This window comes from Longitalea arenae (genome assembly GCF_016924755.1).
In the GTDB taxonomy this organism is placed as follows: Bacteria; Bacteroidota; Bacteroidia; order Chitinophagales; family Chitinophagaceae; genus Niastella; species Niastella arenae.
On the sequence record NZ_JAFFJX010000001.1, the window covers coordinates 502551 to 526842 of the forward strand.

Genomic DNA, 24292 nt, shown 5'->3' on the forward strand with positions numbered 1-24292 from the left:
GTGGTGTTCCGTGCAGATGGTAATAGCAAAACAGGTCTTGGGCATATTTTTCGTTCATTGTCAATGATTGACATGCTGAAAAACGATTTTGAATGCGTGTTCATGATTAACAAACCTGATCCATCGCTTATTCGATTAATTGAAAGTTATTGCAAATTTGTACTGTTGAATGCGGCAACCATTGAAGAAGAGTTGAGCGTATTGGATGAAAAATTGCTCGCTAATGATATTGTAGTGACGGATGGATATCAGTTTGACGAAGTTTATCAGCAATTTCTTAAGGCAAAAGTAAGAAAGCTGGTCATGGTAGATGATATGGCAGACAAGCATTATTATGCTGACCTTATCATCAATCATGGTGATGCCTCAGTAAAAGATAAATACCGTAAAGAAAATTACACCAAAGTTTTAGCCGGTTTTCCCTATTCGATAATCCGGAAGGAATATCTACGTGCGGCGCAGGTTAAAAAAGTTATTACGAAGATTGATACTATTTTCATTTGCATGGGAGGCGCCGATCCATTCAATATAACGATTAAAGCCATTACCGCCTCTCTGCAATGTGATTTTATCAACCAGATAGTGGTGGTTACCGGCAGTGCTTACAGCAACAGGGATGAACTGAAAAAGACCCTCAATGCAGTTACAGATAAGAAAATTATACACGAAGAAAATATAGCAGCAAACCGCATGGTTGAGCTGATAAACATGAGTGAAATTGCCATTACCCCTGCCAGTTCCATTGCAATGGAGATCTGTTGTGTAAAAGCAGGCTTACTGAGCGGCACTGTCATCGATAACCAGGAAGCTATACTAAAACAACTTATAAGTGCAGGTTGTTGCCTTTCTTTAGGTGATTTTAATACCGCAACTGAACGGGATATAGCTGACCACCTCATGAAGCTGAATGACCGCCATCTGGTTACTTCCCTTGTACAGAAACAGGCGGTGGCAATCGATGGCGTTTCAGGTGAAAGAATATTGAATGAATTTAAAATGCTTGTGGCCTGATGGAGCTTCAGTTTGGAATATTGGCCAGTGGTAGGTTAGGGGCCATTTGTACCGAACGCTTATTGAAAACGAAGCGGATAAGTTTTGTGTTTACCGACAAATTTTCAACAGGTGTCATCGAGCTGTGTAATAAAGGAGGCATCCCTTTATTCGTGGGAAATCCCAGAAATGGTAAAGCGGCATCCTTTATTGAACAATTTAAGGTAGACGTATTACTATCCATCAACTATTTGTTTATCGTAGAAAAGGATATTATCAACCTGGCCAGGAAATATGCGATTAACCTGCACGGTTCTTTATTGCCTAAATACCGCGGGCGAACACCACATGTGTGGGCAATAATCAATAACGAAAAAGAAACTGGAATAACGGCTCACCTGATCACTGAAGGATGTGATGAAGGAGATATTGTTTTTCAGGAGAAGATCACAATAAATGACAGCGATACGGGCGCTACGCTGTTGGAGAAGTTCAACGAGCGGTATCCGGCGATCATTAGTAAAGTCATTGACATGATAGAAAATCATACTATCATGCCTGTAAAACAAAATAATGCCGAAGCGACTTACTTTGGCAAGCGCACGCCGTTAGATGGTGAAATAAACTGGAACTGGCAAAAGGAGCAGATCAATAACTGGGTACGCGCTCAGGCCAGGCCTTATCCCGGGGCGTTTACTTTTTATGAGAATACAAAAGTTATTATTCATAAGATTGAATACGTGAATACGGGTTTTCACCAAAACGATCAGAATGGTAAGATATTAAATGCAGACCAGCTAATCGTAAAAACTCCCAATGGAGCAGTGAGGCTTGTGGATTTTGAAAAGGAGAATCATATAATATTTAAAATTGGCAACGTATTTCATGCAGGACATTAAAATTGGCAATACGATAATCGGCGAAAGCCATAAGCCTTTTATTATCGCCGAAATGAGCGGTAACCATAATCAATCTCTCGATAAGGCCTTATCTATTATTGATGCTGCAGCCGCTACAGGCGCCCATGCAATAAAACTTCAAACATACACCGCAGATTCCCTGACAATAGACGTTTCGCACAACGAATTCTTTATTTCTGATCCTACGTCATTATGGAAAGGAAGAAACCTGTATGAGCTATACCAGGAAGCACATACGCCCTGGAATTGGCACAAAGCATTATTCGACCGCGCTAAAGAAAAGGGGATTATTTGTTTCAGCACTCCATTTGATGATGCGGCGGTAGATCTGCTGGAATCATTAGGTGCACCTGCTTATAAGATAGCTTCTTTCGAGAATAATCACCTGCCCCTGTTAAAGCGCGTTGCAAGAACAGGAAAGCCGGTTATAATGTCAACGGGTATTTCTACCCTGGCTGATATTGAAATAGCAGTAAAAACGCTAAAGGACAATGGTTGCCGTGACCTGGTGCTGTTAAAATGTACCAGCACGTACCCGGCAACCCCTGAAAATACCAATGTTGTTACGATCCCACATATGGCTGAGATGTTCAACTGTCATGTGGGGTTATCGGATCATACCCTCGGCATTGGGGTTTCCGTGGCTTCAGTTGCCCTGGGGGCGCGGGTGATAGAAAAACATTTTACCATTAGCAGGGCTGAAGGTGGTGTGGATTCTGCATTTTCGATGGAACCACAGGAATTCAAAATGCTTGTGGAGGAAACCGAGCGGGCATTTTTGGGATTGGGGAAAGTAACCTATGGCATCCTGGAGGATGAAAAGAAGAGCCTTACGTTTAAACGTTCTATTTATATAGTGGAAGATATGAAAGCCGGTGACACTTTTAGTAGCCATAATATCCGGATCATACGCCCGGGTTTAGGTATGGCGCCGCGCTATTTTGAAACTGTGTTAGGCAAATCGGTAAATAAAGATGTAAAAAAAGGAACTGCATTAACTTTTGATCTAATTGGATAATGAATAACTGTATAGCCATAATAACTGCCAGGGGCGGAAGCAAAAGAATTCCCCGGAAGAACATCAAGAACTTTTTGGGCAGCCCTATCATAAAATATTCCATCGATGCCGCCCGCTTTGCCGGTTGCTTCGATGAGGTAATGGTGTCTACCGATGATAAGGAGATTGCTGAAATTGCTTTATCACTGGGCGCCAACGTCCCATTTACGCGATCAAAAGAGAATTCGGGCGACTTTGCCACAACAGCTGATGTTATTTACGAAGTGTTGGATTCGTATAAAAAGCAGGGCCGCGAGTTTAAATATTGTTGCTGCATTTATCCAACTGCCCCGTTTGTTACAGCGGAAAAGCTAAGACTCGCATACGACAAATTAATTGAGAGCAATGCAGAATCTGTAGTACCAATAGTGCGGTTTGGATTTCCGATCATGAGATCATTTAAGATCGAGAATGGATTGGTTAAAATGAACTGGCCTGAGCACATGAATACCCGGTCTCAGGACCTGCCACCAGCATTTCATGATTGCGGACAGTTTTATTTTTTAAAGACTGAATCATTTTTGAAGAATAAAAAACTGTTTACCGATTTCACCGTACCTGTTGAAATGCCGGAATCGGAAGTACAGGACATAGACAATGAAGAAGATTGGAAGATAGCGGAGATCAAGTATAGCTTTTTGCTGGACAAGAAAAGATCAGAGCATGTTTAAAGCGCTGGTGATTGGGTGCGGAAATATTGGTGCGTTGTATGATTGGGATAATGATAAGATACTTACCCATGCAAAAGCTTTTCATAATCATGATCAGTTCAGTTTTTCGGTATTCGACCTGGATAAAGAATTGGCGAAGAGTGTTGGTGATAAATATGGTTGCGAAGTAATAGAGCGAATAGAAAAGGATACGCTGGCATCCTTTGATTGTGTTAGTGTTTGCACGCCTACAAGTACACATTATGACCTTCTGCAGCAAATATTGAGCCGCGAAATTAAACTGGTGATCTGTGAGAAGCCTGTAGCAAATGATAGCAGGCAATTATACAGGTTGAAGGAACTATACTATCAGGTCAACTCAAAAGTCATTGTCAACTACATCAGGAGATTTCAACCGGCATTCGCTTCCTTAAAGCAGTTTATTGCTGGTATTGCCGGGAAAGAATCGCTCACTAATATAGCTATAAGATACCAACGTGGCTTCTTAAATAATTGCGGGCATGCGTTGGATACAATTGATTTTCTACTGGGTGATCCGCTGGAGCTGGAGGGTATAAAGATAAACAACATGGTGTATGACCAGTTTCCTGATGATCCAACTCTGTCTATACAGGCTACGAGCAAGCAAAAAACCAATATTGTTATAACCGGCCTCAGTGATATAAAGTTTAGTTTTTTTGAAATAGATATTTATTTCGAATATCATTATATCGCTATTAAGAATGCAGGGGCTGTCATCCGGATATATAAAGCCGAAAAAGATGAAAGAAGGTTCCTGCCATTGCAAATGCAGGATGCGTATTCCCAGGACGATTGTTTGAAAGACTATATGAAACATGTAATTGAGCATGCATATAAATTGCTGAGCGGAAAAGAAACAACGGATAATTTTTCCGGATCGGTGGATCTGAATCTTCGAATGTTAAAATACCTCAACCAATAATTATGGCCAAGCTTGCGATCAACGGAGGCAAACCGGTACGTACAAAATTATTTCCAGCTTATAATACGATTGGCGAAGAAGAAAAACGCGCTGTAATGAAGGTGCTTGATAGCGGGAACCTCTCTCAATTCCTGGGTGCCTGGCACAAGGACTTTTATGGAGGGCCAACTGTTCAACAATTTGAAAAAGATTGGGCAAGTTTTTTCGGTAATAAATATGCAATCAGTGTAAACTCGAATACCAGTGGTTTATTTACCGCAATTGGCGCTTTGGGTATCAAGGCTGGCGACGAAGTGATCGTTTCTCCATACACCATGAGCGCGAGTGCACTGGCGCCAGTAATTTATGGCGCAGTTCCGGTGTTTGCCGATGTGGATTATAATAATTATGGGCTCGATCCAGAAAGTGTAGAAAGGTGTATAACACCGAGAACAAAAGCCATTTTGGTAGTGCATATTTTTGGTAATCCTGCACGTATGGATGAAATTATGGCTATTGCCAGAAAGCATAACCTGTATGTGATCGAGGATTGCGCACAAGCTCCCATGGCCACCTATAAGGATAAATATGTAGGCAGCATTGGAGATATTGGCATTTTCAGCTTAAATTATCATAAGCATATTCACACTGGTGAGGGTGGCATAGTTGTCACTAACAATGATCAGATCGCCGAACGGGTTTACTTAATAAGAAATCATGGCGAAAATATTGTAGAGCCAAAAGGCATTAAAGATGTGTACAATACATTCGGCTACAATTACCGGATGACAGAGATGGAAGCTGCTGTAGGCATTGAGCAATTGAAGAAGCTTCCGGCGCTGATAGAAGAAAGATTGAAGAATGCAGCCTATATGGCCACTGAATTTGGAAAAATTGAAGGCTTTACTCCCCCCCTTGTGGAAAGTAGCAGTAAGCATGTGTATTACCTTCAGGCTATTAAGTATAAAAAGGAAATCTTAGGCGTTGATCGCAACACATTTATAAATGCATTAAAGGCAGAGATACCTTCGGCTATATTACGCGAAGACACACCACTTATCAGCCCCGGGTATGTAAAGCCATTATATCTTCAACCACTCTATCAACAACGAGCTACCCATTGTTCGTTCAATTGTGAAAAGTACAAAGGCAGTGTTGATTATAGCAAAGGTATTTGCCCGAACGCTGAAAAGCTGCACTTCGATGAACTGTTCACCCATGAATATATGCGGCCGGGGATGAGCAAAAGTGATTTAGACGATGTGATAGCCGCATTTCGCAAAGTGGCTGAGAACATAAATGAATTAAAAGTTGCTGCCAGCGCTTAAAGGAAAAGGCTTGTTTGTTTTCAGCGATCCGGGGGGAGCTAAACCCGTATTGGCAATGGCCCATACCTTGAGATCACAGGGGCTGGTATCGCCAATAATTATTTCAGACCGGCAGTACGATTTTTTTGCTGATTTTGATGTAGAGGTAATGCCATATTGTGAAGGCGATGAATTAAAACAGGTTGCTTTATTCGAGCCCGATTTCATTTATACAGGAACTTCTTACACGTCTACCATTGAATTACGGTTCCTTGAACAGGCACGAGCTAAAAATATTTTTTCCTGTTCATTCGTCGACCATTACTCGAAATTGCTGGAGCGGTTTCAACTCAATGACAAGCTGGTTTTCCCCTCGTCAGTTGCTGTAATTGACGACACGGCTTTTGATAAAGCAATCCAAAGTGGACTGCCGGCCGAACTACTGGTTGTAACAGGAAACCCTTATCACCAATATATTTCTAAATGGCAACCATCGGTTGGTAAAAAGCAATTCTTTGAAGGGCTTGGATTGGATCCTGCAAAGAAAATGATCTTATATGCTCCTGATCCGCTCACCAATGTTGGTGGAAAAGAGAAGTACGGATGTGATGAAGTGATGGCGCTTGAGACAATACTTGATTGCCTTGGAGAAAATAAAAACAACATTCATATTATTGTAAAGCCTCATCCCAACCAGAACTTGAAATTGTTTGAAAAGTACACCGATCGCTCTTCAGTAACTGTCCTCACTTTCGTTCACTTAAACACGTTGATTTATTATTCGGATGTAGTTGTAAGTTTCTTTTCCAATATTTTAATTGAAGCAGGTTTGTTAGGTGCTAAAAGCTGCAGGCTGCTTATTAATTTTAAGGGTGATGACTATCTGAACGAATCCAGGTATAACAATATAAAAAAAGTGACCACTCATCTCGATTTAGTTAATTTATTAAATACACTATAATGTCTGAGAACAATCTCATCAAGCAAAAAGCAAATGATATTTATAACGAGGCTTTTAATCAGTATCATGATGATATAAGATCGGTGCTGTGTGCGAATCAGCAGCGGCAGTACCTGCGATTTGCTGAATTGTTGAAGTATGTCGATCATAATGATGCGTCGAAAGAGATCCTGGAAGTGGGTTGTGGATCTGCAGATTTGTATAAGTATTTAAACTTTAATGGTTACAGGGGAAAATACACTGGATACGATATCAACGAGAATCTGTTAAACCTGGCGAAAGCTAAATATGTAAACGTTAATGTAGAGTTGGTAGACATTTTGGAGAGCAAAGCAACCAGGAAATTTGATTATGTTCTTATGAGCGGTGTATTTAATGTGATGGTGGGACAGGATATGAATTGGATCAGGGCTTTTGTAACAAAAATGTTTGAGTTATGCACCAACCATATTGCATTCAACGCATTGTCTACATATGTCAACTTCAAGGATGATAAAATGTTTTATATAGATCCTTTTGAGATCGCGAGGTATTGCACTGAAAACCTTTCGAAGAGAGTCACTTTATTACACCATAATTTGCCTTATAATTATACCCTGGTAGTGTTCAAAGACCAGGATTTAAATACAACAATTGAAAAGTCGGAAGAATAATGAGCTTTGACGTTAATTTTGATGAATCGAAGCAAAACTGGGATAACTTTGCTGTAACCTCGCCTCATTATTCCATTTTCTTAAATAGTAAATTCCTGGATTCACTAAATAGCCCCTATAAGTGCATCACTGTATATGAGGACCATAAAATAGCAGCAGGCGCGGTTTTGTTTTTTGATGAAAGCGGACATCCACGGTTGAATAATATGGTGTATACGCAGTTTCAGGGGATGATACTTGCGGATCAGGGTGCCGCACCTGCCCATTCAAAATACCATTGGGAACTGGAGGTTATAAACTTTTTTATTGAAAGCCTGACAGCCAGGTTCAAACATTTTTTCTTATGCCAGTCGTGGAGGTTTGAAGATGCGAGGGCATTCCTATGGCATAATTACCACAGTCCGGATAAAGGCGTATTTAAATGTAATCTGCGATATACCGGGTTATTGCCTTTGAATGAATTGCATTCAGAGTCAGCTTATCTGGATGCTATCAGAAAATTGAGAAAAAGGGAATATCAAAAAGCGCAGAAAGCAGGATATACGATCCATGAATCGCAGGACATCCAGTTATTGAATCACCTGCACAACCTGACTTTTGAGCGTCAGGAAATTACTATCGGGGAAAGTGAACAGAAGCGATTAATGTCTATTGCGGAAGCGGCGATCAGTAACAGGTATGGTAAAATTTTGGTTTGCAGGAGTGCTGCGGGCGAAGTTACCAATGCTACCTTGTTTTTATATGACGCCAGGTGCGGTTATTATCTGATAGGAGCTAATGACCCTAACTTCAGAAATTCAGGCAGTTCGACTTTTCTGATGATCAAAAACATTTTTGATTGTAAAGAAATGGGGCTGGAATATGTAGATTTTGTAGGGATTAATTCACCCAACAGGGGCGATTTTAAAATAAGCTTCAACGCGGTTCCCAAATCATATTTTGAACTATCCATCTAAATAGCACGTACAAGCACTATTGTAGTTTATATGTTTGATTACAAAGGGTTGACAGATCAGGAGTTAAGAAGTTTATGTTCAAATAGCGACATTCCTTATTATGACCGCATATCTTCATTGCCATTTTGGACAACAGAGCTGTATGGCTTTGGCAAATGGTTAAGAAAATATGCTTTTTACCCGAAACGATTTCCCATTTTTTTATATTCAGACCATAGTGGTCCCAGTTTTACTAATGAAGTATTTGAATATGACCTGAACTTCAGGCATGCATATGCGATGCTTTTTCACACGCCTGAAGTAGTTGCGAAATGGAATAAGGCCTATACTCCCAAAGCATATACTTTATTCTCTCCATTTGTTTTTTGCAGGCGTAATTCAAATATAAAAGTAAGCCCTCAGGCCAAAGGTACATTGGCTTATCCCAGCCACACTTTACCAGATATTGATGATTTTTCTGATGTTGAGAAATATATCGCTGATTTGAAAGCGCTGCCACCGCAATATCATCCTATTGCGGTTTCACTTCACTACCATGATATTAATAAAGGAAGGCATAATATATTCATAAAGCATGGGCTTCCGGTATATACGGCGGGCACGCCATATGATTACAGGTTTGCTGACAGATATTATTCGATCCTTCGGAATTTTAAATATGCGACTTCAAATTTCATCGGATCGTATATTTTTTACTCAGTAGAGATGGGTATACCGTTTTTCTTTTACGGGGATGGTCCCGAATATAAAACGACATCGGTCAATAACCAGTCAAGCTTTAACATTAAAGAGATCAATAAGGCACATAACAGCAGCGAATATATTTATTCTCTCTTCAGTGGTGTTAGGGATACCATTACCGACGAACAAAGAAAATTTGTATTGCACCAGCTCGGCATAAATGAAGGCATAGGGAGAATTAAATTGTCTGCCCTGATGTATATGGCATTATTCCGGCAGTTTATAAACACAAGGATCAAAAGAAAGAAGTAGCAGCAGTGGTTGCAGTAATGCCGAATGATATACAGCCTCACTACATTATTTTCATAATCACGAAATAAAAAGTATAATTTGTTTAAGCGCGCCAGACAGGCATATTCCTATAGTAAGTTCTTGATTAAGAAACGTTTGTTTCCTGAAAGAATTTCAGACATGATCCTTGTGTCGAAAGGACTTATTGATACTCAATGGCTGTACAAATTAAAAACAGCTAACTATACAGAGTCTGAATTATGGGGAAAACCCGTCAGGATCACAGATTCGTTTTGGTATTTGCATTCTTTGAATGAGATCTTTGTAGAAGAGGTGTACAAGTTCAGGGCAGAAAACGATACGCCCTATATCCTGGATTGCGGATCCAATATCGGCTTAAGTGTGATCTATTTCAAAACACTATATCCCAAGGCCAGGATCGTAGCTTTCGAACCAGACAATCAGATTCATGGTTTATTACAATCTAATGTAAGCAGCTTTGCCTTGAATGATGTGGTGCTTGAGAATAAGGCCATCTGGACAAAAAATGCAGTTCTCGAATTTGCCTCCAATGGCGCTTTGGGTGGGCGGATCAATGAGAATGACGACATCTCAAATGTAAACCGGCCAACCATAAAAGTTACTGCCGTAAGACTGGCTGACTATCTGACAAAGCAGGTAGATTTTTTAAAGATCGATATTGAGGGCCCTGAAGTTGACGTGTTAAAAGATTGTGCTGATCTGCTCGGTAATGTGAAAAATTTGTTTGTGGAGTATCACAGCAGCCCGTCGAAAGAACAGGAGTTGGATGTCTTGTTGACCATTTTAAAGAAGGCGCAATTTAAAGTGTATATAAAAGAAGCATGGAACAATCTGCCACATCCTTTTTTACGGAGGGATTATGATCCATTTTACGACCTGCAATTAAACATTTTTGCTTACAGGCCATAAGCCACTGCCAACATACGTTACATGAACATCGCATTTACTATTTGTTCCAATAATTACCTGGCGCAGGCGAAAACCCTTGGCGATTCTATTAAAAAGTATCACCCGGAATATAAATTCGTCATTGCGCTCGTTGACCGGTTTTCAGACAAAATAGATTATAACTTTTTTCAACCGCATGAAGTTGTAAAGATCGAGGACGTTGGCGTGGTGGACCTTGAGACCATGGTATACACCTATACCATTATTGAATTGAATACAGCTGTAAAACCATCTGTATTCACCTATCTTTTTAAAAAGTATCCCGCTGCCCAAAATGTAATATATTTCGACCCGGATATCATGTTATATGATAGATTAACGGTTCTTGAAAATGGGTTGAAGGAGAATAATTTCGCTCTGACCCCCCATTTTTTCACCCCTATTTATGACGACAAGAAGCTGGCCGAGCCCGATATTTTGAATGCCGGTCTTTATAATCTCGGTTTTATTGCCATAAAAAGAAGTGCTGAGGGCGAAAAGATGCTTGACTGGTGGACCCGCAAACTAAAGAATGAATGTGTGGTTTCTTTTGACAGGGGCTTATTTGTTGATCAGCTTTGGATAAACTTCGTACCTATATATTTTGAAAACGTTTTGGTATTAAAGCACAGAGGCCACAACATAGCTTATTGGAACCTACATGAGCGGAAGGTATTCCAGGAAGATGGTAAGTATTACGTTAATGACAAGCAGAATCCATTGGTTTTTTTTCATTATAGCGGCTATACTTTTACCAAAACCAACGTACTTTCAAAATACCAGAACCGGTTTACGTTTGAAAGCCGGCCCGATGTAGTGCCATTATTTACAGAATATACAAAGCTGGTGCTGGAAAACAGGCACCAGGATTTTGCAGGCATTGCCTGCTATTTCGTTGAAGTAAAAAAAGAACGGGACAGGTTAATAAGGAAGCAGGACAATTTGATCAAAAGAGGACGGCGTTATCTCAAAAGAAAATGGAATACCTATAAGAACAGGTAACTTGAGTTACAACTTTATTGAAGAACACGTATAAATTCGTTTAAATGAATCACCACGACCTTGTAGCTGCTTTTAAGGGAATCATATATAGAAATGGGGAAGGATATCTGTTTAATAACAAAAAACTGTTATTTACAGCTGGCTCCCGCCCTGTGCGAAGGAAGTATATAAACTCAGAAAGCGACGTCGTAAGGAATGATGTGTTGCAAATAAATTATTTTGAACAAAATTTCAAGCCGGATAATGTTCTTTGGGATATTGGCGCACATAATGGCATTTACAGCATTTTTGCCGCCTCCGTAGCAAAAGGTAATGATCAGGTCTTTTCATTTGAGCCTGATAATGTAGCCCGTGAAATTCAGCTAAAGAACATTCGGCTGAATAAAATGCAAAATAGAATAACTGTTTTTGATATGGCGGTAAGTGACCATAACGGAACCTTGCATTTTCAAGCTTTGGGTGGCAATGCCAACTCGCATATCATTAAAGACGAGAACTATTCTGATAGCAATACTATAGAAGTAAAAACAAAAACGCTCGATACCCTTGCTCAGGAGTTGCCTTTACCTACTTATGTAAAGATTGATACTGAAGGAGCCGAAATAGATATTCTGCGGGCAGGTGAAATATTGTTGCGGAATAAAGACATTACTTTCATTTGCGAACTGCATCCTTTTGCCTGGAATAGCTTTAATGTTACTTATAATGACTTTTTAGAAATACTTAAGAAATATGATCGCCAGGTAAAACTTCTTGATCCAAGAAAAAAGTTGGAAGATTTACCCTACTATGGAACTGTAATCTTCTAGAATGTCCTAATTAAAGGAGCGCGTCGTTTACGATAGCAAACTTAAATTTTTCACACATTGAATATATTAATCGATGCAACCTGGATAGGTGGCATGTATGGTTCAAAGGTAATGCATGGTGGATTGCGGGTTACCAATGAGTTTTTGAAGCGATTGGGCAATTTTAAGCAGCATACCTTTTATTTAACCAATACCAATTACCTTGAAAAGAATATTAATACGCTAAAGAAATACGTTTCAAACGAAATTGGTACAGACAATGTAAAGGTGCAAGCCCGCGATATTAAACTGCTGAATAGCGCAAATTATACAAGATTGTATTCGAAGGTAAGCCGGTACGTGCCCATTCCTTATATATATCCTTTCGTTAGTTTAAATTTCCGGGGGAGTATTGATGTATATCATGCCCCGGTAGATCCAATACCAGGCATTATCAGGCATAATAAAAGAATAAAAAAGTTTTTTACCGCGCTTGATCTGATCCCATTGGTGCGGCCCGATTTATCGAACAATTTTTACGACTATACAAAGAAATTATACGACTCCCTCACCCCTGATATAAACATCCTCGCCATTTCGCAATCCACAAAAAATGATATCCTGAAATACAGGAATGACTTGCATCCTGATAAAATCAGGGTTACTTATCTGGGAGCAGATGAGAAATTGTTTTATAACATACCTGAAAAGGACCGGATACAAAAAGAATTGGCAAAAAGCAAGTTGCAGGGCAAAAAGTATGTACTCACAATCAATTCAATGGCCCGGTATAAAAATGTAGAGTTTATTTTGGACAATTATTTTGCATTCATTCGGGAACATGGCATTGAGGATCTGCATCTCGTCGTAATTGGTCAAAACCGCGAAACGAATTATAAGGAATACGTAGAAAATAAGTATGGTAAATACGACCGGGTGTTATTCTTTGATTATTTAGACGATGACGCACTGGTATATTTATACAATGGCGCTTTGGCATTTCTTTACATGTCGCATTACGAAGGTTTCGGCCTTCCCATTCTCGAGGCCATGCAATGTGGAACGCCCGTTATCTGTTCCAATACTTCGTCAATGCCCGAAGTAGCAGGTAACGCAGCATTACTGGCAAGTCCTAATGATAACGAAACATTCCAAAGATCATTGAATGAGGTCTATCATAATGCTGAATTGGCAAACAGGCTTAAGTTTGCCGGTCTCGAACAGGCGAAGAAATTTAGCTGGTCAAAATATGCCGAAGAGGTAGTGAGGGCATATGAAGAAATGTAGTTAAAAGTGGAGATTGATTGTTTACTAAAATTGACATTGAATTATTGTGAGTCGTATACTGGTAATAAGTCCTTCCGGTAAGCTTTATGGTAGCGAAAGCGTATTATTCGACTATCTTACAAATAGTCGTTTAAACCCGCATGTTTATGTTCCTGAAAACAGTGATCTACAAAAGAAGTTAACTGAAGCAGGCGGAAGTTATATTGTAAAAACGTACAATCCGGCCAAATTACCCGCATTTTACATAAAGTTATTTATTCATCTTTTGATGCGCAGGTACAAAAGTGTATATGTAAATGAAGCGGGGCATGTAAAATATATCTTACTTCTCGCAAAGTATTTTCACAAGGTGCGTTTCACAGTACATGTTCGCATGATAGAGGATACAGCTCCATACAGATGGAAAATGGCAAACAATCACCTGCCAGAAAACCTTAGGGTGGTGTCAATTTCGAACTATATCTCCAATTTACTTACATTCTCGAATCAAATGGTTCCTGACCCCTTTATTTTCAGTGACAGACATCACAATGTTATTTATGAGCAGGGAAAATCATTTAATGTCGGAATAATCGGACGCGTTACACTTACTAAGGGTATAGAACTATTACTACTGTTATTAGACGAAATAAGCCATCGAGGGGCTGGCGATACTTTCACATTCCATTTGTTCGGAGAGCTAAGTAAAGATCTGCCTTCCGCAGTAATTTCAAGACTACAGAATAACAGCAATGTGGTTTTACATGGTTATGTAAAAGGAACGGAAAACATTTATGACAAGTTACATGCTGTAATGCATTTGAGCAGGGTAGAAGCGCTTGGAAGGATCTTTTTTGAATCTGTTGACCACGGTTTACCTTTTATTGGGCTTAAAGCTGCCGGAATAGGTGAAATAGCAGATCTGTATCAATACAATGAATTGATGGTTAAATCGGGTACAGATATAGAGATTGCCAAAGGTCTGTTTGATGCCTTAACAGCACTGGTTAATAAATACCATGTGCATAAAGACTGCATCCTGAAGTTAAAAAGCAAAATGGCAGTAAATATGTCTGTGAAGGATTATAGCAGTAAGATAGACAAAATACTTAACGACCATTAGAATAATACTTTGCAAAGCGAACGAAAAATAAACGTAATAACGCAGTTGAGGGGAATCGCAGCTTTAGCGGTTTTTCTTTTTCATTTTGTATGCGTTTCCGGAGACTTTATTAACAGTAAGTTGGCGCATTCAATATTTTATTATGGGAAATATGGCGTTCAATTCTTTTTTGTTATATCGGGGTTCGTTATAACCTATTCAATGATTAAGGGCGGATATACGCTGGGCAAGGCATTTATTTTTTTTAAGAAGCGTATAATACGAGTAGAGCCGCCTTATTTGGTTGTATTATGCTTGACCGTTTGTCTATTGTATTTAAAGAGCTATTTGGGATTGGCAAAAGGTACAGAACAAATTCCCGGTATATCCCAGATACTCTTACATGTAGGATATTTGATCCCTTTTAGCAAGTATGAATGGCTTAGTATAGTTTTTTGGACACTTGCCATTGAGTTCCAGTTTTATTTGATTTTTTCAGTACTTTTTATAGCTTTTGCACATTCGGTTTGGCTACGTTCAATAGTGATAGCTTCTCTGATAGTCTTATACCTGTTTGAAACATCAGGTCAGAGTTTCTTTTATTGGTCCCCTATTTTTATGTTAGGCATTCTTCTGGCCTTTTACAAAGTGCAAAAACTAAAAGCCTGGGAGTTATTATTATATTCAATTGTACTAGGCGCTTTTATTTATTACAAACTTGGCTTTGTCAATCTTGTTTTTACAATTATTCCTTTTTTAATAATTTATTTGAACCCCGCGTTAAAAAGCCGGGTGCTTACCTTTTTCGGGGATATATCGTATTCTTTATACCTGATCCATACATTAATAGCATTTACCATCATTAATTTGTCATTTAGATTTGGTGTAGGAACGGGAGGTAGAATAGCTTTTGGATTTTTTGCGATCGCTTTAACCATTCTCGGAAGTTATTTACTCTATTTATTTGTAGAAAAGCCATTTAAAAAGCGTGCCTTAGAAATCTCTTATAAATCATAATTACAGCGGAGTTATGCCTGGTGTTTCAATTATTGTTTGTACATATAATCCTGTTGAGCACATATTTTCACGTTGCCTCGATGCCCTGACCAAAGCGATTTCGGTCAGGAAACCAGATGAGATTATAATAGTAGATAATAATTCAACAACACCTTTGGCAGAACAGGATTATATAAAACGATTTATTGACTTGCATGCGAATGTATCAATAGTCAATGAATCAAAGCAGGGACTTACGCCCGCCAGGTTAAAAGGCATCAGCCTGGCTACAAGTGACCTGCTCGTTTATGTAGACGATGATAACATAGTAGCACCCGACTTTATTGAAATGGGATTACAGGTAGCTGTAGATAACCCGCATATTGGGGCATGGAGTGGTCAGGTAAAACTTGAGTTTGAAAAAACGCCCGAACCCTGGACAAAAAAATATTGGGGATTGTTGGTTCATAGGGAATTCGATCGTGATTATTGGTCAAACCTGCCACATCTTGGCGAAACAATGCCTTGCGGAGCAGGATTATTTATCCGTAAAACCGTTGCCGATTATTATTACCAGATTCATAAAAGCGGTAAAAGAAATATTCAGCTAGACAGGGATGGCAAATCTTTATTCTCAGGCGGTGATAACGATATGGCGGCATGCGCCTGTGATCTCGGCCTGGGTGTTGGTCTTTTCCATAAAATTGTTGTGACGCATTACATTCCTCCGTTTAGGGTAGAAAAAGAATATCTTTTGCGGCTGGCAGAAGGTATAGCTGCATCGGCGGTTGTATTCAGATCCTTTAGAGGTGAATATGCGACTGAACCTTCAATGAAGAACAGGTTGGCGTATCATCTCAGGTGCATACTTAAAAATCCCATTGACAGAGCATTTTACCAGGCAGTCACAAGAGGGGAAAAAGCTGGATTGAAAATGATCCGAAATTAATCGTATTGCCTACAGGTCAGTACAAGTATTGGCGGCTCAATTGTTTTGGATACTAGCGTCTTATGCATATTTGCTTCTGTCTTTTATTACTTTTCTTAAAGAGGTTTATCAGATTGAGAATCTGATATCGATCGTTCAAAATGAGAATTCTTCATGTGGTAGAGAACCTTGATAAAGGGGCCGTCGAGAACTGGCTGGTAAATATATTTCTTGAAAGCAAAAAGGTGCGGCCAGATTGGGATTGGACTTTTTACTGCATTTTGGGGAGAAAGGGGCGGCTTGATGAAAGGGTGATCGCAGCGGGAGGTAAAATAGTTTACTCACCTTACTGGATCAGTGATAAGTTTAGTTTTTTAAAAGCTTTACGTAAAACACTAAAGGAAGGAAAGTTTGATATAATCCATTCACATCATGATTACCTAAGTGGTTTTTACCTTTGCGCCACGGCAGGTATTGATTTTAAAAGAAGGCTTCTTCATATCCATAATACCGACAAAGGCCTGCCAATAGGAAATGAGAGAATACAGAAACTCCTGTTGAAGCCCTTTCGCCGGTTAGCCATTTATTTCAGTGATTATATTGTTGGAATTTCAAAAGACACGTTGTCGGAATTCACATATAATAAGGGTTTAAAGAATAAGCGGTGTTCCGTATTATATTATGGGATCAATTTAAGTCCTTTCAAGGATACTGCTGACCGGTTATCGGTTTGCAAAGAAATTGGCATACCAGATGATGCAAAAATGCTCCTTTTTGTTGGGAGAATGAATACTCTTAAAAATCCAGTTTTTGTTATTGATATACTTGAGAGGCTTACTGAAATAAGAAAGGATGTCTACGCTGTGTTTATAGGGAAAGGAGAACAGGAGGAACTGGTTCTTCAGCGAACCAAAGAAAAGGGTTTACAGAACAAAGTTCGATTGATGGGCTGGCGCGATGATACAGCGATTATTATGAAAGCGGCAGATGTCTTTGTGTTTCCCCGCTTTGAATATCCAAAGGAGGGATTGGGCCTGGTTGTTGTTGAAGCGCAGGCTGCCGGTTTACCAATGGCATTATCAAATGGGATCGTACCTGATGCAATTGAAATTCCTGAACTGGCTTTTATAATTGACCTGGCAAACAATCCTGAAGAATGGGCAAAAAGAATAAACGAAGTTTTGACTCATGGAACATCAGTGAATAGAACGGAGGCTTATCATCGAATGAATAATTCAAAATTTGAGATCAGAAAAGCGACTGAAAATTTTATAGCATTATATGAGTCATGAGCTGCCTGTGAAATTAAAAGTACTTCATATTATAGATGGTTTTGGAACAGGAGGGGCGGAAACCTGGTTATTACAGGTTGCCAGGTATGCTCAGGCTCATCCTGAGCTTGGTCTTTCGGTCGATTTTCTCGCCACAGGAGGCGAACCTGCTGTTTTTGACGAAGAGGTCTTAAAGACAGGATCCAAGATTTTTTATCTCAAATATTCACTGGGCAAATTGTTCAGTTTTCGTAAATCGTTCACTGAAATATTAAAAAAGGAAAAGTATACGGCCATTCATGACCATCAGGATTTTGTATCAGGCTGGCATTTTTTATCAGCGATAGGCTTTTTACCTGCGGTAAGAATATCGCATCTTCATAATCCTTACAACTTTATTCGAAATTATGTAACAACACCTTCCCGTTGGTTCTCTTTTAGAATGGGAAGGTTGCTTATGGTTCTTTTGTGTACAGGTATTACCGGTACCTCTAATGCTGTGATGAACGAATACGGATATCATAAATGGCCGTATAGAAAAAAAAGAATTGATCCGGTTTATTGCGGCTTCGACGTCAATTTGTTTAAATATAATGGTGATGCAAAAGCCGGTTTATGTAAAGAGTTAGGCTGGAGTGAAGATACCAGGGTCGGCGTTTTTATTGGAAGAATAGATTCCGAAAATAACGATGTGAGCCGGAACCAGAAAAATCCGGCCTTCGCACTGGATGTTGCCAAGGAAGTTGTGCGGCAGAATAAGAACTGGAATTTCATATTTGCAGGGCTGAAAGGCGTGGTAGGATCACAAATGGAGGAAGAAGTAGAGAAGACAGGTTTATCAGGCCGAATAAAATTTTTAGGGGTCAGAAAGGATGTGCCTTCGCTATTATCTGCTTCAGATGTGCTCATTTTCCCGTCCTTGTGGGAAGGCTTGGGCATGATAGCGGTTGAGGCGCAGGCGACAGGCTTACCGGTGTTTGCATCTGATGCATTGCCCAGGGAAGCTATAATTATAAAAGAGCTGGTAAATACTGAATCATTGTCAAAATCAGTGACTGAATGGGCTCTAGAGTTACTCAATATTACCCAAAATGCAGGAAACAGGCCATCAGCCAACTCATTCATAAACGATTCACCATTTTCAATTCAAAATTCGGTGGCAAGAATGATATCAGCGTACGGGAAACGATATGCCGGGGATATAAAATAGCATCATGCAGATTGACAAAATATATATAAATACACATAGATACGATCTGAAATTTACAAGGATTTGTATAGCAAGTATCCGGTATTGGTATCCCGAAATAGCCATAAACCTGATCATCGATTACTCAAATGGGGCCACAGATACAAAAAAGATGCAGCGGAATTGGAATATCGGCATCCTGGAAACCGGAAAGCAGCGATATGGTTGGGGGTTTGGCAAATTCGAACCACTTTTTTTAAATAAGAAAGAAACATTTCTTGTTTTAGATTCTGATACTGTGCTTGCCGGGCCCGTGTTAGATAAATTATCCGGTATTGAGGCTGACTTTGTAGTTGATAAAGAAGTTCAGCCAGCTGAAAAGCTTAAGCATCTTTATTATGATCCAGAAGAGATCATAAAGCTTTATCCCAATTTCAGATACCCTGGATACAGTTTTAATTCAGGACAGTGGGTTGGTAATAGCAAAGTATTATCAAAGAATGATTTTGACAATTTAATTACCTGGAAGCCTTCTCCTAAACTAAGCTATCCCCAATTTTTTAAGCAAGCCGATCAGGGACTTTTCAATCTTATAATTCATCTAAAGGAGCAGGAAAAAAAAGTTTCCGTTGCCAGAATCCCTCTAATGATCTGGCCTGATGGTGGAGCTGCCGATTTCATCGACCTCGACGCAATAAAAAATAAAGAGCGCAAATTTCCATATGTAATTCACTGGGCAGGTATGAAGTTTAAGTCCATCAGCGAATATCCCAGAATGGATATTCTTTCTTTTTATGAAGAATATTTCTACCATAAGTACAGCGCTTTGGAAAAATATCTGGATAAAGCTCAGGATAAATACCTGGAGAAAGAAAAGAAGTTCTTATTTACATTCAAAAAGCTGCAAAAGCATTTTTAGCAAATGAGGTTCATCATTCCTAATTTTAGTTTGCCCGACAATTTTGCTGAAAATGTAGCAACTGCCTTGAGGACAATGGGGCATGAAGTGATTACTGCACCACAACCTGTTCGTGTATTTAACGATCGTGTCATGCACCTCATGCAGTTGGGATACGAAAAGTTCTTTCCCAATACGCTTACCCCCCAGGAGAAATGGCTTTTGAAAGTATACAAAAGTTTTAAACCTCATGTTGTACTGACACTTACCCAGTCATTGAATGAGGAGGTGTTGAATGCTTTAAAAAAAGAAGGGATTATTACTGTATGCTGGTGGGGCGACACGCCTGCCAATATGAGTAAACAGGGTTTGCTTTGTGATGGCTGGGATTTTATTTTCATTAAGGACAAATATGCTGCGTTCAAACTAAGGACTTTAGACTTGAATGCATTCTATCTGCCGGAAGCGATGAATCCGCAGTGGCATAAAAAAAACTTTACAAACATCGATAATTCGGTCCTTTTTGCAGGCAATACATACGACTACCGGCATTTTCTGATTAGTAAATTACTCAAGGCCGGAGTCAGGGACATCAAACTGTTTGGTAATAAGCCGCCGAGATGGGCTAAGCCGGAAGTGAAACAACTTTTCCTTAATAAATTTATTGTAAAAGAGGAGAAAAGTTTTTTCTTTGGCAGTAGTCTTGCCTGCATTAATTCAACCGCTATGTCGGAAGGTAATTCCCTCAATTGCAGGGCCTTTGAAATTGCAGGTGCAGGCGCACTGCAAATTATGGAATACCGTCCCGCTATTGAGGATTGTTTTGAGCCCGAAAAGGAAATAGTAACCTATTCTACATTCGAAGAGCTGTTATTTAAGATCGATTACTACAGGAAAAATGCAGATAGCGCATTGGAAATACGTGAAGCGGGCCGCAAAAGAGCATTGAATGAGCATACATACGAAAAACGCCTTACCACAATTATCAATACTATTAATAACTAGGATGAAATGCTTTTAAAGAGACGCTATTAGAATGCGGTATACATCATACATATGGTCGCTGGGGCAGTTGTTGATATTTACATTGTCGGTTGTATCAAATTGGTATGACCCACTGGTATATGGGTTGAGCATTCTTTCTGTTTTAATGGTGCTAGATAAACTGGGTAAGGGTATAGTGTTGCGTGAAATTATTGCTTTGCACGCTGTTTTTATCTGTTTGTTGATGCCATTGGTTGGATATCTGATATATAATCGAACGAATACGCTGGCATTGGTTTGGGTTAGATATATGCCCATTAATAAAGAAATCTATTTCAACTTTTGCCTGCCTGCAGTTTGTGGCTTCTGTATGTTGTTATGTTGGCCTTTAACCAGGGAAAATAAATCTGATTTTGGTGCTCCATTAAAAAAAATTATCGCCAATATCGGTAATCAGCTTGCAGGCAATCAACGAATTGGAATATACCTTCTTACTGTTGGCGTGATCACGAACACATTTGTTCACTATGTTCCTGCTTTTCTGCAATACGTTTTTACTTTAGTATACTTTTCTGCTTTTGCAGGTTTATTATATGTTTTTTTTGCCGGAAAGTTTGCCTATAGGAGAGTGATATTAATTGCGTTCGGTTTATTCATCATAGGAGTTGCATTGAGGAGTGGGATGTTTACGATTATCGCTTATATGGGTATGACGCTTTTTTCATTTTTCTTCATTGGAATGAAAGCCTCCATGCTAAGGAAAACGATTTATTTTCTGGCGGCATTTTTACTATTAGCGATCATTCAAAGCGTTAAGCCCGCGTATAGACATCAAATTAGCAGGAACCCAGATGGCAATAAAGCCCAGATATTCGCCAGCCTGGTAAAGAAGAGACTTAACAGTATGGACAACATTGTATCGCCTAATAACTATTTCTTTCTTTATTACAGGGCCAACCAGGGCTACAATGTTGGATTGGTGATGCGGAATATGCCTGACGCTACTCCCCACGACAATGGATCCTATTTGCTGGTAAAAATTGCCGCGGCGTTCGTACCAAGACTATTGTGGCCAACAAAACCAGAGGCTGGTGGTATAGCGAACATGAAATATTACGCGAATGTTACCATAGTTGGTTTTGCAACCGATGTGGGACCGCTGGGCGAAGCGTATGGCAGCTTTGGTGTTGTTGGCGGGGTTATTTATATGATGTTGCTTGGTTTATTCATTCGATTTGTTTACGGCCGGCTATTTCTAATAGCTCAAAAGTTGCCATTGATAATACTGTGGATACCGGTAATGTTTTATCAGGTTACCTATTCTTCAGAGAACGACACACTTCAAATCCTGAATTCCCTGATCAAATCGGCATTTTTTATTTTTCTATTATATAGGTTTTTACCAAAATTGTTCAGGCCTGACAAAAAGAATGTTGCTAATATCAGTTCAACAACAGGCGGGTATAGTAAGTTAAACACATCTCAAAACATATAAGCTTGAAGTCTGCCATTATTACCGGAATTACCGGTCAGGACGGAGCATACCTGACCCGGTTGCTGCTTGAAAAGGGATATAAGATCATTGGTCTTATAAGATCACATTATGGATCAAATTTGAGCAGGCTGAAGTATCTGAACGTTCTAGATAAGGTTGAACTGATAGAGTGCGATCAGAGCGACCTTTCTCAGGTGTTGAATATTATTTCTACCCATAAACCCAATGAAGTCTATAACCTGGCGGCGCAAAGTTCTGTTTCCCTTTCTTTTCAACAACCGATCGGGACAATAAACTTCAATATCCAGTCAGTATTAAATATGCTGGAAGCCATACGCCTGCTTGATCCATCTATCAGGTTTTATCAGGCTTCCACCAGCGAGATGTTTGGAAAAGTAAATAACCTGCCAATTACTGAAGATTCCATTGTGCATCCTTTAAGCCCCTATGCGATATCAAAAGTTACCGCCCATTATATATGTATAAATTACAGGGAATCATATAATTTATATACGAGCTGCGGAATTCTATTCAATCATGAATCTTATCTACGTGGTGAAAACTTCTTTGTTAAGAAGGTAATTAAAGGGGCGATTGATATTAAATACGGTAAACGGCACTTTCTTGAATTCGGAAACCTTGATATTAAACGGGATTTTGGCTGGTCAGAAAAATATGTCGAAGCGATGTGGTTATTGTTGCAGCAGGACAAGCCGGATGATTACATTATCAGTTCCGGCAAATCGATAACCTTGCGGGAGATCGTTCATTATGTTTTTGATAAGTTACAAATAGACAGAAACCGGATCAGGATCAATCCCGCATTCTTCAGGCCTACAGAAATAGAGGACATTTACGGTTCAAATAAAAAAGCACGTTCGGTGTTAAACTGGCAGTATAATTTGGATTTTTTCGAGGTATTGGATACTATCATAGAGGAAGAGTTTAAAAACTATGGCAAATAAGCAGATCCTGAAACCCAAGGTTGTATTCTTTCATAGAAAGCCGAGAAGTGTTGGCAACTACAGCGTTGAATTTATTTTTGAAGATGTTAGAAAACGGCTGAGTAATAAGATTGCTGCGGAGGTCGTAGTATCAAAGTACGAAAGTTCAGGGTTCTTAAAGCGGTTATATAACTGTTTGGAAGCCTGGCGCAAACAGGGCCCTGTGAATCATATTACCGGCGATGTAAACTATTTGGGCCTTTTTCTCAAGCGCAATACAACGATACAAACTATCCTTGACTGTGTTCATCTGAATACATCAGCAGGCATTAAATATAAGATACTAAAGCTGTTCTGGCTTTCCATACCAGAGAAACGGTCGAGGTATATCACTGCAATTTCAGAGTCAACGAAACAGGAGATATTGCGGCATCACTCATGTGATCCCGAAAAGATTGTAGTGATACCTGTTGCAATATCGCCCAATTTTAAACGTGCAGATAAGCCGTTTAATAAAGAGAAACCGGTGATCTTGCAGGTAGGTACCGCTCCCAATAAAAATATTCCTAACCTGATAGAGGCTTTGAAAGGATTACCTTGCATTTTGAATATTGTTGGTAAACAGAATGATGAATACGAAGGGCTGTTGAAAAAGTATAGCATAGAATATAAATATGAATGGGGACTTAGTGATGAGGAGATCATTCGACGCTATGAACAGGCAGATATTGTTAATCTCACTTCAACATACGAAGGTTTTGGCATGCCCATCCTGGAAGCACAGGCTGTAGGCAGGGCGGTTATAACAAGTAATTTATTTTCGATGCCTGAAGTGGCAGGGAATGCAGCTGTTATGGTAGATCCATTTAAAGTAGCCGAAATAAGAGAAGGCCTGCAAAAGATCATCCATGATGACTCTTTCAGAAATGAATTGGTCAAACGGGGCTTTGAAAATATTAAAAGATTCGATCCTGACGTTATTGCCGCGCAATACCTCGATCTGTATAAAAGAATTTTAGCTTAATATAGTTGTTAAAACTTCCATTGTTAA

At 39.4% G+C, this 24292-nt stretch carries 24 protein-coding genes; all 24 read left to right on the plus strand.

What is annotated here, in order from left to right; translation table 11 throughout:
* The first annotated feature begins 3 nt into the window (after nt 1-3).
* The 24 genes from pseG (at nt 4) to JT717_RS02385 (ending at nt 24265) form a co-directional block, all read left to right on the plus strand.
* Nucleotides 4-1011 (plus strand): UDP-2,4-diacetamido-2,4,6-trideoxy-beta-L-altropyranose hydrolase, encoded by a 1008-nt coding sequence (pseG, locus tag JT717_RS02270; protein ID WP_369411686.1) that lies wholly within the window; start codon nt 4-6, stop codon nt 1009-1011.
* Entirely contained in the window at nt 1011-1889 is an 879-nt protein-coding gene (locus JT717_RS02275; protein ID WP_205508558.1) for a methionyl-tRNA formyltransferase, read from the plus strand. Before pseG ends, JT717_RS02275 begins: the two co-directional genes overlap by 1 nt.
* Nucleotides 1876-2928 (plus strand): pseudaminic acid synthase, encoded by a 1053-nt coding sequence (pseI, locus tag JT717_RS02280; protein ID WP_205508559.1) that lies wholly within the window; start codon nt 1876-1878, stop codon nt 2926-2928. Before JT717_RS02275 ends, pseI begins: the two co-directional genes overlap by 14 nt.
* Entirely contained in the window at nt 2928-3638 is a 711-nt protein-coding gene (gene pseF / locus JT717_RS02285) for a pseudaminic acid cytidylyltransferase (RefSeq protein ID WP_205508560.1), read from the plus strand. Before pseI ends, pseF begins: the two co-directional genes overlap by 1 nt.
* On the plus strand, nt 3631-4581 hold the full coding sequence (locus JT717_RS02290; RefSeq protein WP_205508561.1) for a Gfo/Idh/MocA family protein: 951 nt from the start codon (nt 3631-3633) through the stop codon (nt 4579-4581). The genes pseF and JT717_RS02290 overlap by 8 nt, the downstream gene beginning before the upstream one ends.
* Before the next feature lie 2 nt (nt 4582-4583).
* The gene (locus JT717_RS02295; RefSeq protein WP_205508562.1) at nt 4584-5888 is read left to right on the plus strand and encodes a DegT/DnrJ/EryC1/StrS family aminotransferase; all 1305 of its coding nucleotides are present in this window, start codon (nt 4584-4586) and stop codon (nt 5886-5888) included.
* Complete coding sequence (locus JT717_RS02300) at nt 5872-6828, plus strand: CDP-glycerol glycerophosphotransferase family protein (protein WP_205508563.1); 957 nt, start codon at nt 5872-5874, stop codon at nt 6826-6828. Before JT717_RS02295 ends, JT717_RS02300 begins: the two co-directional genes overlap by 17 nt.
* Entirely contained in the window at nt 6828-7481 is a 654-nt protein-coding gene (locus JT717_RS02305; RefSeq protein WP_205508564.1) for a class I SAM-dependent methyltransferase, read from the plus strand. The genes JT717_RS02300 and JT717_RS02305 overlap by 1 nt, the downstream gene beginning before the upstream one ends.
* Nucleotides 7481-8437: a GNAT family N-acetyltransferase gene (locus JT717_RS02310; protein WP_205508565.1), complete on the plus strand. Its 957-nt coding sequence runs from the start codon at nt 7481-7483 to the stop codon at nt 8435-8437. The genes JT717_RS02305 and JT717_RS02310 overlap by 1 nt, the downstream gene beginning before the upstream one ends.
* Nucleotides 8438-8467: 30 nt before the next feature.
* A complete protein-coding gene (locus JT717_RS02315) occupies nt 8468-9430 on the plus strand; it encodes a hypothetical protein (RefSeq protein WP_205508566.1) in 963 nt (320 codons plus the stop codon).
* Nucleotides 9431-9589: 159 nt separating this feature from the next.
* The gene (locus JT717_RS02320; protein WP_205508567.1) at nt 9590-10360 is read left to right on the plus strand and encodes an FkbM family methyltransferase; all 771 of its coding nucleotides are present in this window, start codon (nt 9590-9592) and stop codon (nt 10358-10360) included.
* Nucleotides 10361-10381: 21 nt separating this feature from the next.
* Complete coding sequence (locus tag JT717_RS02325) at nt 10382-11380, plus strand: glycosyltransferase family protein (RefSeq protein ID WP_205508568.1); 999 nt, start codon at nt 10382-10384, stop codon at nt 11378-11380.
* Between the two features lie 44 nt (nt 11381-11424).
* A complete protein-coding gene (locus tag JT717_RS02330) occupies nt 11425-12189 on the plus strand; it encodes an FkbM family methyltransferase (RefSeq protein ID WP_205508569.1) in 765 nt (254 codons plus the stop codon).
* Between the two features lie 57 nt (nt 12190-12246).
* The gene (locus JT717_RS02335; RefSeq protein ID WP_205508570.1) at nt 12247-13455 is read left to right on the plus strand and encodes a glycosyltransferase family 4 protein; all 1209 of its coding nucleotides are present in this window, start codon (nt 12247-12249) and stop codon (nt 13453-13455) included.
* A gap of 46 nt (nt 13456-13501) precedes the next feature.
* Entirely contained in the window at nt 13502-14557 is a 1056-nt protein-coding gene (locus JT717_RS28745) for a glycosyltransferase (RefSeq protein WP_205508571.1), read from the plus strand.
* Between the two features lie 45 nt (nt 14558-14602).
* Nucleotides 14603-15553, plus strand: coding sequence for an acyltransferase family protein (locus tag JT717_RS02345; protein WP_205508572.1), 951 nt, complete (start codon nt 14603-14605; stop codon nt 15551-15553).
* A gap of 13 nt (nt 15554-15566) precedes the next feature.
* Nucleotides 15567-16481: a glycosyltransferase gene (locus tag JT717_RS02350; protein WP_205508573.1), complete on the plus strand. Its 915-nt coding sequence runs from the start codon at nt 15567-15569 to the stop codon at nt 16479-16481.
* Between the two features lie 140 nt (nt 16482-16621).
* Nucleotides 16622-17752, plus strand: a complete 1131-nt coding sequence (locus JT717_RS02355; protein WP_205508574.1) for a glycosyltransferase — start codon at nt 16622-16624, stop codon at nt 17750-17752.
* On the plus strand, nt 17742-18941 hold the full coding sequence (locus tag JT717_RS02360) for a glycosyltransferase (protein WP_205508575.1): 1200 nt from the start codon (nt 17742-17744) through the stop codon (nt 18939-18941). The genes JT717_RS02355 and JT717_RS02360 overlap by 11 nt, the downstream gene beginning before the upstream one ends.
* A 4-nt stretch (nt 18942-18945) precedes the next feature.
* On the plus strand, nt 18946-19839 hold the full coding sequence (locus JT717_RS02365; RefSeq protein WP_205508576.1) for a hypothetical protein: 894 nt from the start codon (nt 18946-18948) through the stop codon (nt 19837-19839).
* A 3-nt stretch (nt 19840-19842) separates the two neighbouring features.
* Nucleotides 19843-20823 (plus strand): CgeB family protein, encoded by a 981-nt coding sequence (locus JT717_RS02370; RefSeq protein WP_205508577.1) that lies wholly within the window; start codon nt 19843-19845, stop codon nt 20821-20823.
* A 31-nt stretch (nt 20824-20854) separates the two neighbouring features.
* Nucleotides 20855-22297, plus strand: a complete 1443-nt coding sequence (locus tag JT717_RS02375; protein WP_205508578.1) for a hypothetical protein — start codon at nt 20855-20857, stop codon at nt 22295-22297.
* Between the two features lie 2 nt (nt 22298-22299).
* Nucleotides 22300-23262 (plus strand): GDP-mannose 4,6-dehydratase, encoded by a 963-nt coding sequence (locus JT717_RS02380; protein WP_205508579.1) that lies wholly within the window; start codon nt 22300-22302, stop codon nt 23260-23262.
* Nucleotides 23252-24265 (plus strand): glycosyltransferase family 4 protein, encoded by a 1014-nt coding sequence (locus JT717_RS02385; RefSeq protein ID WP_205508580.1) that lies wholly within the window; start codon nt 23252-23254, stop codon nt 24263-24265. The genes JT717_RS02380 and JT717_RS02385 overlap by 11 nt, the downstream gene beginning before the upstream one ends.
* Nucleotides 24266-24292 lie beyond the last annotated feature (27 nt).